The sequence below is a fragment of the Ruegeria sp. F5 genome, from assembly GCF_056533845.1.
Genome location: NZ_JBQFOU010000001.1, coordinates 110,950 through 124,585, shown reverse-complemented (window position 1 = coordinate 124,585; position 13,636 = coordinate 110,950). Strand labels below are relative to the sequence as shown.

Below are 13,636 nucleotides of genomic sequence, written 5' to 3'. Positions count from 1 at the left end.
CCATGCCCTGCTTTTGCAAATCCAACGCGGCGACGCTGCCAAACCTGACGCCAACCGCCAATCTGTCGGTTCAGGCGGTGCCGCCGCAGATGATGAAACTGCTCGCCCTGCTGGGTCTGCAGGGCAACGCCAGCGGTCAGGCGCGGGCGGACCTGAAGCTGAACGCGATGCTGCCCGCGATGACGCCCGATATGTACCTGCAGGCGACGATGGCGGCGAAAGCACCCAATATCGCCCTGCCGCCGATCCTGCCCGGCGATGGCGGCGGCGCCATTTCGATGATGATGAAACTGGCGGTTGCCGGGTTTCCGCTGGCCGACCCGCGCGCCCTGCTGGCCGAAATCCAGCAGGCGGTTCTAAGCCTGGCTGCAAATGTGCTGCCGCAGGCGCAGGCGATGCCGTCAATCCCGGGACCGCAGCTTCAGAACATGACGCTGGCCGCCAACATGACCCTTGCGCTGCGGGCGCAGGGCATCTGCCCGATGGCGCTGGCCGGGCTGGATTACTCGTTTGAGGGCGCGATGGAAGTTGGCGAGGCCGGTGGATCGCGCGGCACCTGCTCGGCGGCGCTGAACTTCGCGGCCTCATTGCCGCGCATCACCCTGCCCCCGTTTGCCCTGCCGCTGCCGAAACTCAACCTCGCGCGGCAACTGGCGTTGCTGGCCCCGGCGGCAACGGCACCCGCAGCCATGGGGCTGCCGCCCATATCCGATCCCAACATGATGAAGGCACTGATGGGTCAACTGGCCGCCCTGTCGACGGTTCCGGTGCCCAACCTACCCGTCTCGCTTGAAGACCTGCAGGCCATGGCGGATCAACTCAAGGACCTTGCCACGATACAGGAAGCGTTCGGCCCCGACGCCCTGACCCCCGCCGGGGTGGCGCGGGTGAACGCAATGCTCAGCTATATCGCCCGCCTGAACGTGCCCATGCCGCTCGAGGCGCAGGCGCTTCAGATGCAACTGGATGCGCTGCCCAAGATTGATGACATCACGCAGGGCGCGCAGGCGGCGCAGAGCGGCGCGGTGAATCTGGCCGCATCGATGAGCGTTCAGCCGCCCGCCGTACCCATTCTGCCAACGCTGCAGTCGCTGGCAAAACTGGCAAAGACCTTGCCAATGGGGCCGTGCGACGCGTGCAACACCGATATCGGAGCGATCAAAGACAGCCTTGCCGGGATGCAGCTGCCACCTGCCCCGCCACTGCCGCCGTTGCCGTCCTTTAGCTAAGTTACAGAATATCCACCACAATCACGGTGATATTGTCCGCCCCGCCGCCATCGAGGGCGATCTGGATCAACTGATCCGCCACCGTCTCGATCGGCATCTGGGACAGGGCTTTTTCCAACATCGGAAACGTGGCGTATTTGCTCAGCCCATCTGAGCAGATCAGAAACCGGTCGCCCGGTTGAACCTCGCCCCGAATCTTGTCCAGCTCCAGTTCTTCCCCCACACCCACCGCGCGGGTGATGGCGTTGGATTGCGGATGCTGCTCGGCCTCGTCCCAGCTCATCTGTCCGGCCAGCACCAGATCGGCCACCACGGAATGATCGGTGGTCAGCATCTGAATCTTGCCGTCGCGCAGCAGGTAAATCCGGCTGTCCCCGGCCCAGAGCCCGACAAAATGCCCGTTGGCCAGCATCATGCAGGCCACAGTCGTGCCAATGGTGCCGCCGCCGCGCGCTTCGGCCTCTTGCCGGATCACCGCATGGGCTTTTCGGATCACGTCGCGCAATGTCCCAAGCCGGTCCGAGGGCGGCAGACCCGGCGGAATGGCCGCGACCATATCGGCAACAAGGCGGCTGGCATAATCGCCCGCCTCGTGCCCGCCCATGCCATCGGCCACCAGCCACAGGCTTTCCTCGGGCAGCGCCAGCACCGCGTCTTCGTTGATCTTGCGCTTAAGGCCGACATGGCTGCGCGCGCTGTACCGAACGCGGTGACTTGAATTCATATTGGTCTTGCCTCGGTCCACAATGCGGCATGCAGGTTGAACAAACCTTGCATGTTTGCCCCATCCGGTAAACCTTCGCAGACCATCATCCGGGGCACGCCGCCGATTTCGGTGCTCCAAATGCTGGGAGTGCGATATCTTTGCGACATCAGCCCCGCCGCCAGATCGGGCAGCAGACTGTCCGACACTTCGCCGCGGGTCAGGACCATAGTCGGGCCGCTGGCGCGCACCGGTGCGGTTGGTTGTTGCATCGGCACAGCCAGTTCCGCCAGCGCGGCTTCCAACCTGTCGCGGGTCATGTCGTCCTCGAGCGCAGCGAGGACCAGGTCTTCCAGTTGGCGATACGTCTCGGACGCCCGGAAATGCGCCAGAATGGCCGAGCCTTCGTTCGACACAGGCGCGGCCAGCGTCAGCGGAAAGCGCCGCCCGACGCGATCCACCGAGGGCATCAGAACACCCAGCATCTTTTTCGGCCCGGCCAGCCCCGGCGACAGGCAGAACCGCCAGATCGGGGCGGACATGTAATGCTCGTCCCAGGCCTGACCCAAGCCCTCGGACGCCGCCAGCATGCTGCGCTGAATCCACTCGTCCCAGGGCTGCACAAAGGCCGGTGCCACGCCAAGGCGAAAGAAATCCCCGACCGAGGGCATCTTGCCGAATGCGCCAAACCAGGCCTGTTGCATCAGAACGACTTCGGGCAGCTGAATTTCTGCAGCGCCGGCAGGGCAAAGGGGTTGATGACCGAGCCGGACTGCAACTGGAAGATCGCGATGCGGCCGCCGACATTGAAGATCACCTTTTTGCGGTCCGAGACATTGGTGCGCCGCACCTCGGCCGCATCCAGCAGGCGGAACCAGGCCCAGGGCCCGTCCTTGGACAGCACGCTTTCGATATTGCGCTTTTCCGGCTCGAAACTGACGCGCGCCAGACCGACCGAACCGGGCCACGTTACGGCCATGGGCGAGGGCAGCCCGCCGCGATGGCGGAAATCCAGCGTCTGGCCGTCGATTTCCAGCTTCACGCCCTTGGCTTTGGGGTCCAGCGCCTCGGGCATGATCTGGAACTGAATCTGCGGCTGCGGGCCAGCGGCAAAGAACGCTTCCTTGATCTCGGCGGCGTTCTGGAACTGGGTCAGAACCGCCTGACTGATGCCCAGATCGGCCTCGTTCACGCCGGATTTCCACGACCATGGACGGGTGCGCATATCCACATGTTTGGCGAGGTTTTCGTTGAAAAACGAATCGATCAGACCCTGCGGGCCGAACAGTTTGCCGAAATCACCCATCGCCACATCCGCGCCCGACCGGCGATTGAACGGATACCGGTCCGTGACGACCTGCTCGCAGAAGGGCAGCACACTGGCCTGCCAGCGCGCATTGATCGACGACCGGGTGCTGTCCGACGTGATCCCGGACGATCCGTCGATGATCTGCACCGCCCAACGTTCCATCGGGCCGGGAATGCGGGCCGCTTCCTGCTGAAACTGCTGCAGCGCCTGCCCGGTTTGACCGCCAGACACGCCGCTGAACGACATTTTGTTCAGCTCCTGATAGACGCCAGTCAACGATCCCATCAGAAGATCAAGCTGCGAGGGCTGGCCCTCCTGACTGTCCACCAGTTGGTGCAGCCACGAGAACCGATCCTCGACATACTGACCCGGCTGCTGCACCGGTTCGCCGACACCGGCCCCGCTGGACTTCGCCAAAGCCTCCAACAAAATCTGCGCCTGCACCGAGGTTGCCGATTGAATCTCAAGGCTGGCCGCATCCGACAGCCCCTCGTTCAGAGCATCTGTATTGGGCAGCGCCGAGCGGCTTTCGGTCAGCTTGGTTTCATCCGAGATCGACGTCAGGACATTCACGATGGGCGAGGTCGGGCCTGAGAGCACATTGGTCACTTCAACCGCATGGCTCAGGCTTTCCATCGGCACGATGTCGATATCGCCCAGCATCGCGTCATAGCGTGCGATATAGTCGTTGTAATACAGATCGAGCACGTCGCGGCTGAGCGCCGCCAGCGCCTGTTCGGTCTGCTCGGCCTCGCCACGTGGGCCCAGAACCCAGCTTTCTTTCTGTACACGTTTGGCCACACCCAAGGCTTCGCCAAGGAAAACATCGTTGAACCCGTTATGGGTGAATATCCCCTCGATCCCGGCATTCAGCGGCTTGCCCGAGGACCGGACCAGAACCCGGCCCACGGCAGGACCTCCGACATCGGTGATACGCCATTCCTGCAGGGCGGTTGCCGACGGGCTGGAAACGATGCCGTTATACACCCGCTGCGCCAGTGGCAATTCCGACAGGATGCCCTGAATCTGTTCTACCATCGGCCCGTTCAGAGCGACCTCCTGCATCGGCTGGCTCAGCAGAGCGTCCAGATGGTCGTTCAGATCGGCGCGGAAGTCTTCTCGCGTGGGTCCGGGGAAGGACACCGTCCAGTCGATATTCATCCATTCCTTGACCAGGTTCTGGTTCATCGGCCCCTGCAGGCCCAGCATCAGATAGACCTTGAGCGCCTCGTACAGCACATCCGGATTGTTGATATTGGCGCTCATCTGCTCTTCCAGACGCAGCAGCAGGCGCGGCAGGAAACGCTGGTTCAGCGCGGCGCGGTAGGTTTGCGCCGCCTGAGTGCCGATCACGTCGCCCTGATACAGACCATAGGTCAGACGCGTTTCCGGCTCGGGGTCGGACAGGGTCGGGTTGGCGGGCAGATCGCGCAACGTGTTCAGCGCCTGCACTACGGGCACCAGATCGGTGTCCCCCACCGGGCTGGGCGGCAGCGTTGCAGCGGCAGCCTGATAGGCCGAGACGCCCTCTTGCGCCTCAGCGATCAGGTCGGAATTGCCCGAAAAACTGCGCACCAGCAGGGTGCCAACGGTGACAGCCGCCACAACGGTTGCGGCGACCGAGACCCATTTGGTGATCCGGTAACGGCGTTCCACCTTGTCATCGGCGCTGACCAGACCGGCCTCGGGAAAGATCACCCGGTCAAACAGGCGGGTCAGGAAATAGGACCGGCCCGAACCCTGCCCCGACCCGATGGCCTGCCGCCCGATCCCGAACGTACGCGCCATGCCCAGCATCAGACGGTCAATCGGCGTGCCTTCCTGCGTGCCGGATGTGAAATACACCCCCCGCAGCATGTGGCGGTGCTGATAGCGACTGTCCTGAAACACCTCGGTCAGGAACTCATGCGCCACCTTGCGGACCGAGGCCACCTGCATCGGGAACCCGGCAATCAGCGCGCGTCGCTGCGGGTCGGTTTCTGTCTGCATCCGTTCCAGCGATTGCGCGTTGAGGCGGCCCAGCAGCAGCGCGAATTCCTCGTCAAACGCTGCCACAGGCGATTGTTCCGCGCGAGATTTGTCCAGCGGCAGGGTAAACCCCCAGACCTGTTCGCGGTCTTCCTTACCCAGATTGTCGTAGAACTCGGCAAAGCCCGCGATTAGATCGGCCTTGGTAAACAGGATATAGACCGGGAAGCGCACGCCCAATTTCTCACGCAGTTCTTCCAGACGGCGGCGCACGGCCTTTGCGTGCTCTTTCTGCGTGATCTCGTCCTGAAGGGACAGGTCAGACAGGGAAATCGCGATCATCGCCCCGTTGATCGGCTGGCGCCTGCGGTATTTCTTGAGCAGGCTCAGGAACCCGATCCAGGCCGCATTGTCGACCTGCGCGTCGCTTTCCTGCGTCGTGTAGCGCCCCGCCGTGTCGATCAGAACCGCGTTTTCGGTGAACCACCAGTCGCAGTTGCGCGTACCGCCCACGCCGCCGATGGCAGTCTTGCCCATCTCGTCGGCCAGAGGGAAGTTCAGGCCGGAGTTTACGATGGCCGTGGTCTTGCCTGCGCCCGGCGGACCGATCATCACGTACCACGGCAACTCGTTCAGATGCCGTCGCCCATTCTTGGATTTGCGCAGCGCCGCCATTGCGGTTTTCAGCTTGCCGCGCAGTTCCGAGATTTCGCTGTCGATCATGTCGCCGCCATCGCTGACGGCCTCGGTGATCTCTTCGGTCAGCTTCTTCTCGCGGCGGCGGCGGACAAAGAAAATGGTCAGCGCAATGCTGAGGAAGATAAAGTAGATGACCCCGCACCAGATCAGGCGGGTGCCGACCCCATCCAGCGGACGCCATTCATCCGAGCCGATCAGAGGCCCGAAGAAATACAGGCACAAAGACAGCGCCGTCGCGGTGAAAAACAGCACCGTGTAGATCGACAAAAAGACGAATCTCAGAATTCTGAAGAACACGATCAGTTCTCCTCTTGTACCAGCAGGACCTCGATCCGGCGGTTGGTGGCCCGGCCTTCTCGGGTCGAATTGTCAGCAATCGGTTCGCTGTCGGCGCGGCCCTCGGCGCTGAGGCGATCCGGCTTTGCCATCTCGCCCGCCATCTGGTTCATCACCGATTTCGCGCGCGCCAGCGACAGCGCCAGGTTCGATGGGAACCGTGAGGACCGGATCGGCACATTGTCGGAATGCCCGGCCACGATCACCGCGCCGGGTTCCTCGTTCAATGCCACGGCGACCCGGCGCACCGGCTCGCGGAACTTGTCCTGCAGATGGTCGGATCCCGAGCCGAACATGCCCGAACCCTTGATTCGGATGATCAGCGTGTTGCCCTTTTCAAAGACCTCGACCAGACCCTCGTCGATCTCGGGCTTCAGGAATTCCACGACTTTTTCCACCTGCGGCTGGGCCTGCGGCGGCGGTGGCGGCGGTGGCGGTGCGCGGCGCTGCAACTCGGTCACGGGACCTGCGTCGATGACCGACATCTGGCCCACAAGATTTTCGGTCTTGTTCGACAGCAGATAGGACAGCCCGCCGAACTCGATGATCAGCAACAGGGCCGTGACACCAAGCGCGATCCAGACCGGCTTCCACATGCTGAGCGCGCGATACGGTTTATCCACGCCCTGCCAATGGGGGGCCAGATCCCGTTCGACATCGCCGCGTTGCGCCCGGATGATGCGGGCAAGGCCCTGCCGGATTTGCAGATGCTTGTCGGGGCCGCCCTGTTCGACGCGCAGACGGCCCTCGAACCCCAGCGACAGGCACATATAGACGAATTCCAGCAGTTCGATATTGTTTGCCGGGTCCTGTTCCAGCCGCGCCAGCAGATCATAAAACCGGTCGCCGCCCACGGTCTCGCGGTGGAACGTGCCGACCAGAGATTGCGTGGCCCAGCTGGATTGCCCGCCCCAGGGCGTGTTCAGAACCACATCGTCCAGCGTCGCGCACAGCGCGTAGCGCGCGACCTTGACGGTTTGCGCCGGGATACCGGCTTGCAGGGCGGCATTCTCAAAACTGCGGACCTCGGCCACGACGCTTTGGCGCAGCTTGTCCGGGTCCATATGCTGCGCCCGGTTGCGGATGCGGCTGATCAGCGAAAACAGCGAGGCGGCGCAGGCATTCAGCCGGTTCATGCCGGTGGTCGCCACATCTTCGGCCCCGCCCTGTGGAGGCTGCGATTGCGGCGGCTGAACGGGCGGCACACCATAGCCCGCCGTGGGGGCGGGCTGTGGTTGCGGAACCTGCAAAGGATCGGGATATCCGGCCGGTTGCTGCGGCGCAGGAGGCTGTTGCGGCGTGCCGCCAGCCTGACGCCGCCCGCCCGGATTGGGTCGGATCACCGTCTTATCCGTATCGTCCGGTTCGGCAAAAGGATCTTTGTCGGACATCGTCTACCTGCTTCCTCAAGGCCCCCATGTCAGAGTGTGACCCACTTTGGGCAGCCCTATCAAATTGTTTCGCCGCAGCCAGTAATCGTCTTCACATTTACTGGTTGCGGATCGCCCAAAGCTCCATCTGAAGCCCCGGATACTGCCCCGACACATGCACAGCGATCCCGCCCGAAGTGGTCATCTTGGACCAATAGGGGCTGGCTGCATCCAGTTCGAAGTAAACCACCCCCGAATGATAGGGAATCTGGCGCGGCGCGACCGGCAGCGGGCGCAGCGTGATCCCGGGCAGGGCCGAGTTCACTAGCTGGCGGATTTCCTCGACCGGACCGGTCTTGGCCTGACCCGCGAAATGCCGCCGCACATCTTCGGCCGGGATATCGGCGTTGACGGCCAGCACAAAGCCCGCGTTCCCGATCAGCTTGCGGTCGGCGATGACGCCGACGCTGATGCCGTATTTGCGCGGCTCCAGCGGGATCGAGATTGCGGTCTGTTCCAGAACCGAACTCAGGTACTGGCGCAGGGTGCGGATCACCGGCGCGAAGGATTCAGTCAGATTGTCATGCTGATAGGCGGGGAATTGCACCGCTTCTTTCTCGGCGCTCATGAAGGTCGCAAGCTCGCCCGCCATCGCGACACAGACCCGGTAGGCATGTTCCGGGTGCACGTTTTCGATATTGGCGAAATGGCGCACCAGCGGCAGGTTGCGGTTGATGGTCATCAGCAGCAGGAAGTCGGAAATTTCCGCCGCGCCCTTGGCAGGGCCACCTTCGGACAGTCGCCCGGCCAGCGCCTGCACCCGGTGCGACAGCATCCCCTCAAGCTCGTTCATGAACCCGGCCAGCGCCGGGCCGGCGCGCACATCGATCACCGAGGGGATGAAGCCGCGGTCCAGTATGATCTCTTTATCCGGGCGCACCTCGATGATCCGAGCGATTGGGATGGCCAGCTTGTCGGCCAGATCGTCCACCGCCAGCGCAAATTGCAGCCGCAGCTTGCCGACACCCAGCGTCACCGGCTTTTTCTGCTGGCTCATAACATCGGTGATTTCCTGTTCCGCCGGGCGCAGGCGGCTGACAGATTGTTCGGCCCCGCTCAGATCCACCTCGGACGCGCCCTGCCGCCGCTGCGGCACGGTCAGGTAGACCACGCAATCCTTGATCGTTTCAGGCACTTCCAACGCGGGCGGGTGGTCTTCGGCCTGCGGTACGCGGAACACCTGCCCGTCCGGCGTCAGACCCGAGCAGGATTTCAGCGCAAACTGCCCGACCTTCAGAACCTCATCATCGATCTCAAGCGCGCTCAGCCCCCAGGCATAGGGCGTCACACGGCGCGCCAGCCCGGCGACCAGCGCCTCGGTATACCGGTCGGCCTGCTGGAAGTGATGGGGCTGCAGAAACAACCCTTCGGTCCAAAGCACCTTGCTGTCCCAGGACAATGGCTGCCCTCCCTTGTTCTTACCGCCCTAGCCGGGCTTTATTTCAGCTTTTCCAGCTGTTCCTTATAGGCGCGCGCGAATTCCCGGCTGAATAGATCGTGAAAATCATTCTCTGCCTGATCCGAGATATCTGCGTACATCTTCTCATACACTTCCCAGTACTGGGCCTTTTTACCCTTAAAAAGTGACCCAAGTTTGCCGGAACCCTCAATTTTTCCCGCCAATACGTCCGGGTCCAGCCGGGCCAGCACGCCTTTCAGCGCCGCTTCCATACCCGTCACCATCGCGACCTCATGCGCCTTGATGTCATTCAGCGCCTGTTCGGTCGCCTCCTCCGAGGCCAGATAGCCTTTGACGCGGGGTTTCACCAAGGCCTCGATGGCCTGTTCCGGGCTGATCGAAAACTTGAGCGGATTGTTCCCGCCCGCGCTGATCATCGTCTGGTCAATGCGAAACTCGGACTTGATCGAGGTGCGGGTCATCAGGATTTCCCGCAGCCCGGTGATCATTGCCCGCAGGACGCGCCCCATCCGGCCCATCGTGGCGGGCAGATCGGCATCGTCGATCTGCAGATCGTCAACCTCGAGCGCTTCAAGCAGCGCGCGCGCGGCGGATTGATCCCCTGCGGGTGCAGGAGCGGGGGTCGGAGATTCCACCTTGGGTGGTTCCGGCGCAGGTTCAGGCGTCGGCGCTGGCGCTTCGGCCTGACCTCCGGGCGTCGGTTTTGTCGGTGGCGGCGGTGCGGCAGGCTTTGTGGGCTCCGGCGCGGCAAACGGATCCTGACCTGTGCCACCCGATGGGGACAGCAGGTCGTCGTCCCAGTCATCCGGGATCAGATTGGCCCCGCCCCCGGCCTGCGGCGCGGAAAACGCATCCGAGGCCGACGGGTTATGCATCGGATCGCTGGCCCCCATATCTGCATGTGCGTCCTTGGGCTTGGCAAAAAACGGATCGTCATCGTCCAGCGGCGGCAGCAACTCATCCATCGGGTCGGGCGTGGAAATCTGGCCGGGGCCCTTGGCATCGCCGCCCAGAAGATCATCCAGAAAGTCGCCTCCGGGCCCGGCATCGTCCAGCAAGGCCAGCGGGTCGGGCGCGTTCTGCGACTGGCCCGGCGACACCCCGCCCTGCTGCATCGGCTGCGGGATCATTTCCTCGAAAGTGGGCAGATCGGCCCCGATCTCGACCACCATCTCGTAGCCGCCTGCGGTCAGCACGTCGCCATTGTTCAGCGGCGTGGGCGTCCGGCCCAAAGCGATCTTGGAATAGTTCAGAAAGGTGCCGTTGGTCGACAGATCCACGATCACCACATTGCCGTTGTGATCCTCGATCACGAAATGGCTTTTGCTCAGCGTCTTTTCGGGGTCCGGCAAGACCAGATCATTGGCCGGGCCGCGCCCCACGGTCAAAGAGCCCCCCTGCATCGAAACCGGGCGCCCGTCGCCCGGAACGATACCGGTGGATTGGAATTTCAGAATGACCGTCATGCGTTTGTCTTCATCCTCCGACCAGTACGGTGGGGCAGCAGGGCGGTATGATAAGACCGCCACAGGCGCAGTTATCAGTGACCCGCGCCGCCGGAAGCTTGCTGATCAGCACCGTTGCCGACCCTTTGACGATCGGATGCGGAAAGGCGGGCGTCGCCAGATCGGTTATCCGCGCCGCAGGCAGCTTTGACACCAGAACGGTGGGGCAGCAGGGCGGCATGATCGGCATCGGAACCGGTGCGGGTGGCGGCGGCGCCGGCGGCGGGGCCGGCAGCGTGCACAAGTGCATATCGGTGACGCGGGCTTGTGGAAATCCCATGTCTACTCCTTCATCTCTGAACCGGCCCCGTCGCGGTCCAGCTTACCGTTCCCACCCCGAGCAATATCGACGCCGCGATCGATCAGCAACTGCACGTATGCGTCAAAATCGCCTTCGTGGTTGTCCATCGCAACAACATTCATCGCAAAAGCCAGGGTTTCGGCGGCCCCGGGCGGAGCGGGCATGGTCGCCAGATCGCCGGTGCCCAGCGTGCCTTCCGAGTATAACACGCCCATTGCGCAGTTAATCGTCTCGTCATCCGGTTCGGCCAGATCAATGGTTTCCCCGGCTTTTTCGCGGTTTTCCTCGGTCGGGCGGAACACCCATTCCTCGGACGCGGCCAAAGCCGGGGTGTTGTTGTCAGGCGCTTCCCCGATGTAGTCGCGGGCCGCCAGGCACGACCACCACACCCGCTCGCGTGGCGGCAGGGCAACACCCAGCAGGCGCAGAATATCGATGGCCGCGCCTTTTTCATCAAGCTCGCCCAGCACCACGTCCAGCGGAGCACTGGCCGGGGCGTCCAGCTTGGTGCTCAGCCGCGCGTTGGCATCCGCCAGCATCCGTGCGGCGGGCACTTGCGGCGTTTTGGTCATCTTGGCAAATCGTTCGCTCATCTCACCAACCCTAATTGATCATGGTCAGGCCGCCCTTGAGGGTCAGCATGGCATCGCCGTTCACGGTCGTCATCGGGCTTTTTGCGTCCAGCTTGGCATTGGCCTGAACCTTGATCATCGTGCTTTTGACAGTGATGCTGGTCGGATCAAGCTTGATCGACGATCCACCCACTTTCAGTTCAATCGACTGCATCGCGGTGATGGTGATCTTGCCCGACTTGGCATCGACCTGAATATTGCCCGTGTTCACCGTGGTCGTCTTGTTGCCGGTCTTGATGGTTTCGGTATTGTTGCCGGTCACGGTGCGGGTGGACTTGCCTTCGACCGTTTCGGTCTGGTCGGTCTTGATTTCGACCGTCTGGCTGCCGGTTTCGATCTTGAAGGTATGGTCGCCCTCTTTGATCGTCTCATCCACGTTTTTCTTGACCACCTGGCTCAGACAGCCGTCGCCGCCATTGCCGCCCTTGTCCAGCTTGTCATAGCCAACGGTGATGGTGGACATGTTCTTGACCAGTTTTTCATGGTCCTTCTGCGCCTGAAAGCGCACCAGTTCCTCGCCCTTCTTGTCTTCGAACATTAGTTCGTTGAACATCTCGGCGCTGCCGCCTTTTGAGGACCGCGTCTTGATCCCTGTCTGGGTCTGATTGGCAGGCAGCGCATAGGGCGGCATGGTGTCAGCATTATAGAGCATGCCGGTGCAAATCGGCCGGTCCGGATCGCCCTCTTCGAACTGGATTACCACTTCCTGACCGATTCGGGGAATGCTGACCATGCCCCAGTTCTTGCCGGACCAAGGCGTGACGACTCGCACCCAGCAGGTGGTGTTCTCGTCCTTCTTGCCTTCGCGATCCCAATGGAACTGCACCTTGATGCGCCCGTGCTTGTCGGTCCAGATTTCCTCGCCGCTCTTGCCGGTCACAATGGCGGTGTGCAGCCCCGAAACCTCGGGCCACGGCGTGGTCAGGGCCGAGCGGTACTTGACCGATTTCGGCTGCGCCTCGAACTCGATCATGAACATCTCACCGGCGTCATCCGGAAATTCCAGCGCGCCGGTGTCGAGGTCTTGCGAGTTCTTCTCGAACCCGTAGCCCTCGGTCGTCTGCAAGTAATAGGTGGCCTCGGTGATCAGGTAATCGTCGTTTTGCGCCTTTTCGGGATGTTCCTTCAATGTGAAGGTCTTACCCACCTCCATCGCCCGGACCGAGGCGCGGCCCCGGCGGCGGTCGAACCGGGCATCCTCGGCCTCCATCCGGACCTGAGCGCGGGTCGTGCCAAGCTTGGTTTCCTTGTAGTAGTGGCCGGGCGCATCATAAAGCTCATAGCTTTTGTAGTTATGCGTGGCCTTGGTCTTGGTGTTTGCCCGCACGTCCAGCTTGGCGTTCGGAGTGGTGAAATCGAAATCCCGCAGCGACACGACACCCGGCACCACCTCTTGCGAGCTGGCCCATTCCGACACGCAATCGGGCAAGCGCTGCTTGTAGTCATCGCCGGGGCGGTATTCGATCGACGATGTACCTTCGATGGGCTTGTGTGCGGAAACATCGTCGCACAGCACCAGCGTTTCCAGCTTGTCCTCGGCGTTCGCGTAATCGAAATAGTAATAGATGCCCTCTTCCTGCATCAGCCGCGAGATGAAATCGAAATCGGTTTCCCGGTACTGAACGCAGTATTCCCGCTGCTGATAGCTGGCGCTCAGGCTCTTTTTGAAGTCCGAGAACGCGTATTCGCCGAAGATTTGTTCAATAATCTGCACGGCGGTCATATTCTGGAAAATGCGGCTGTCGGTGGTCTGGTCCAGCATCCAGAACCAGGGGCGCAGTTCCGCCAGCAACTGTACAAAACCGTCGCGCAGCGCCAGCCGTTCGACGCGCACAATCGTGCCAGTGAACTTGCGCTCGGCCCCCTTGGCGGCGGCCATGTGGATGGTCATGATCTTGCCCAGCAGCTTGTCCAAAGCGATGGACTTGTCCGGGGACAGAACCTCGACCTGAATATCCGTCAACTCGCCCAGCTTTTCCGTCACGATCGCGCGCCGGATGACAAGTTCGTCTTCGTCATAGCTGTATGAACCGGTGATCCGAAGGGGCCACTCTTTACTTTGCAGACTTTGCGCCATTTACCGTTCCTTCCAAATCTCGTTCCG

The 13,636-nt window shown here is 62.2% G+C and carries 10 protein-coding genes; 1 reads left to right on the top strand and 9 read right to left on the bottom strand.

Translation table 11 applies throughout. From position 1 onward, the window contains the following. The first annotated feature begins 2 nt into the window (after nt 1–2). Nucleotides 3–1,229 (top strand): hypothetical protein, encoded by a 1,227-nt coding sequence (locus tag ACR0K1_RS00530; RefSeq protein ID WP_480848056.1) that lies wholly within the window; start codon nt 3–5, stop codon nt 1,227–1,229. 1 nt (nt 1,230) lies between these two features. Here the strand turns inward: ACR0K1_RS00530 and ACR0K1_RS00525 are convergent, their stop codons facing one another. The 9 genes from ACR0K1_RS00525 to ACR0K1_RS00485 all read right to left on the bottom strand — a co-directional run bounded on the left by ACR0K1_RS00525 (nt 1,231) and on the right by ACR0K1_RS00485 (nt 13,609). Beyond that, nucleotides 1,231–1,953, bottom strand: a complete 723-nt coding sequence (locus tag ACR0K1_RS00525) for a PP2C family protein-serine/threonine phosphatase (RefSeq protein ID WP_480611682.1) — start codon at nt 1,951–1,953, stop codon at nt 1,231–1,233. Beyond that, nucleotides 1,950–2,636, bottom strand: coding sequence for a type VI secretion system-associated protein TagF (gene tagF / locus ACR0K1_RS00520; protein ID WP_480848053.1), 687 nt, complete (start codon nt 2,634–2,636; stop codon nt 1,950–1,952). Before tagF ends, ACR0K1_RS00525 begins: the two co-directional genes overlap by 4 nt. Continuing rightward, nucleotides 2,636–6,205 (bottom strand): type VI secretion system membrane subunit TssM, encoded by a 3,570-nt coding sequence (tssM, locus tag ACR0K1_RS00515; protein ID WP_480848050.1) that lies wholly within the window; start codon nt 6,203–6,205, stop codon nt 2,636–2,638. Before tssM ends, tagF begins: the two co-directional genes overlap by 1 nt. 2 nt (nt 6,206–6,207) lie before the next feature. Further along, nucleotides 6,208–7,635: a type IVB secretion system protein IcmH/DotU gene (gene icmH / locus ACR0K1_RS00510; protein WP_480848048.1), complete on the bottom strand. Its 1,428-nt coding sequence runs from the start codon at nt 7,633–7,635 to the stop codon at nt 6,208–6,210. A 97-nt stretch (nt 7,636–7,732) separates the two neighbouring features. Then, nucleotides 7,733–9,073 (bottom strand): type VI secretion system baseplate subunit TssK, encoded by a 1,341-nt coding sequence (gene tssK, locus ACR0K1_RS00505; protein WP_480848046.1) that lies wholly within the window; start codon nt 9,071–9,073, stop codon nt 7,733–7,735. A gap of 38 nt (nt 9,074–9,111) precedes the next feature. Beyond that, a complete protein-coding gene (gene tagH / locus ACR0K1_RS00500) occupies nt 9,112–10,560 on the bottom strand; it encodes a type VI secretion system-associated FHA domain protein TagH (RefSeq protein ID WP_480848044.1) in 1,449 nt (482 codons plus the stop codon). 10 nt (nt 10,561–10,570) lie between these two features. Next, nucleotides 10,571–10,879, bottom strand: coding sequence for a PAAR domain-containing protein (locus ACR0K1_RS00495; RefSeq protein ID WP_480611688.1), 309 nt, complete (start codon nt 10,877–10,879; stop codon nt 10,571–10,573). 2 nt (nt 10,880–10,881) lie between these two features. Continuing rightward, on the bottom strand, nt 10,882–11,493 hold the full coding sequence (locus ACR0K1_RS00490) for a DUF6931 family protein (protein ID WP_480848041.1): 612 nt from the start codon (nt 11,491–11,493) through the stop codon (nt 10,882–10,884). A gap of 10 nt (nt 11,494–11,503) precedes the next feature. Then, the gene (locus tag ACR0K1_RS00485; protein ID WP_480848039.1) at nt 11,504–13,609 is read right to left on the bottom strand and encodes a type VI secretion system Vgr family protein; all 2,106 of its coding nucleotides are present in this window, start codon (nt 13,607–13,609) and stop codon (nt 11,504–11,506) included. Nucleotides 13,610–13,636 lie beyond the last annotated feature (27 nt).

Coding starts and splice junctions, on each gene's coding strand:
- ACR0K1_RS00485 (WP_480848039.1), bottom strand. CDS start 13,609: ATGGCGCAAAGTCTGCAAAGTAAAGAGTGGCCCCTTCGGATCACCGGT.
- ACR0K1_RS00490 (WP_480848041.1), bottom strand. CDS start 11,493: ATGAGCGAACGATTTGCCAAGATGACCAAAACGCCGCAAGTGCCCGCC.
- tagF (WP_480848053.1), bottom strand. CDS start 2,636: ATGCAACAGGCCTGGTTTGGCGCATTCGGCAAGATGCCCTCGGTCGGG.
- icmH (WP_480848048.1), bottom strand. CDS start 7,635: ATGTCCGACAAAGATCCTTTTGCCGAACCGGACGATACGGATAAGACG.
- ACR0K1_RS00495 (WP_480611688.1), bottom strand. CDS start 10,879: ATGGGATTTCCACAAGCCCGCGTCACCGATATGCACTTGTGCACGCTG.
- tagH (WP_480848044.1), bottom strand. CDS start 10,560: ATGACGGTCATTCTGAAATTCCAATCCACCGGTATCGTTCCGGGCGAC.
- ACR0K1_RS00530 (WP_480848056.1), top strand. CDS start 3: ATGCCCTGCTTTTGCAAATCCAACGCGGCGACGCTGCCAAACCTGACG.
- ACR0K1_RS00525 (WP_480611682.1), bottom strand. CDS start 1,953: ATGAATTCAAGTCACCGCGTTCGGTACAGCGCGCGCAGCCATGTCGGC.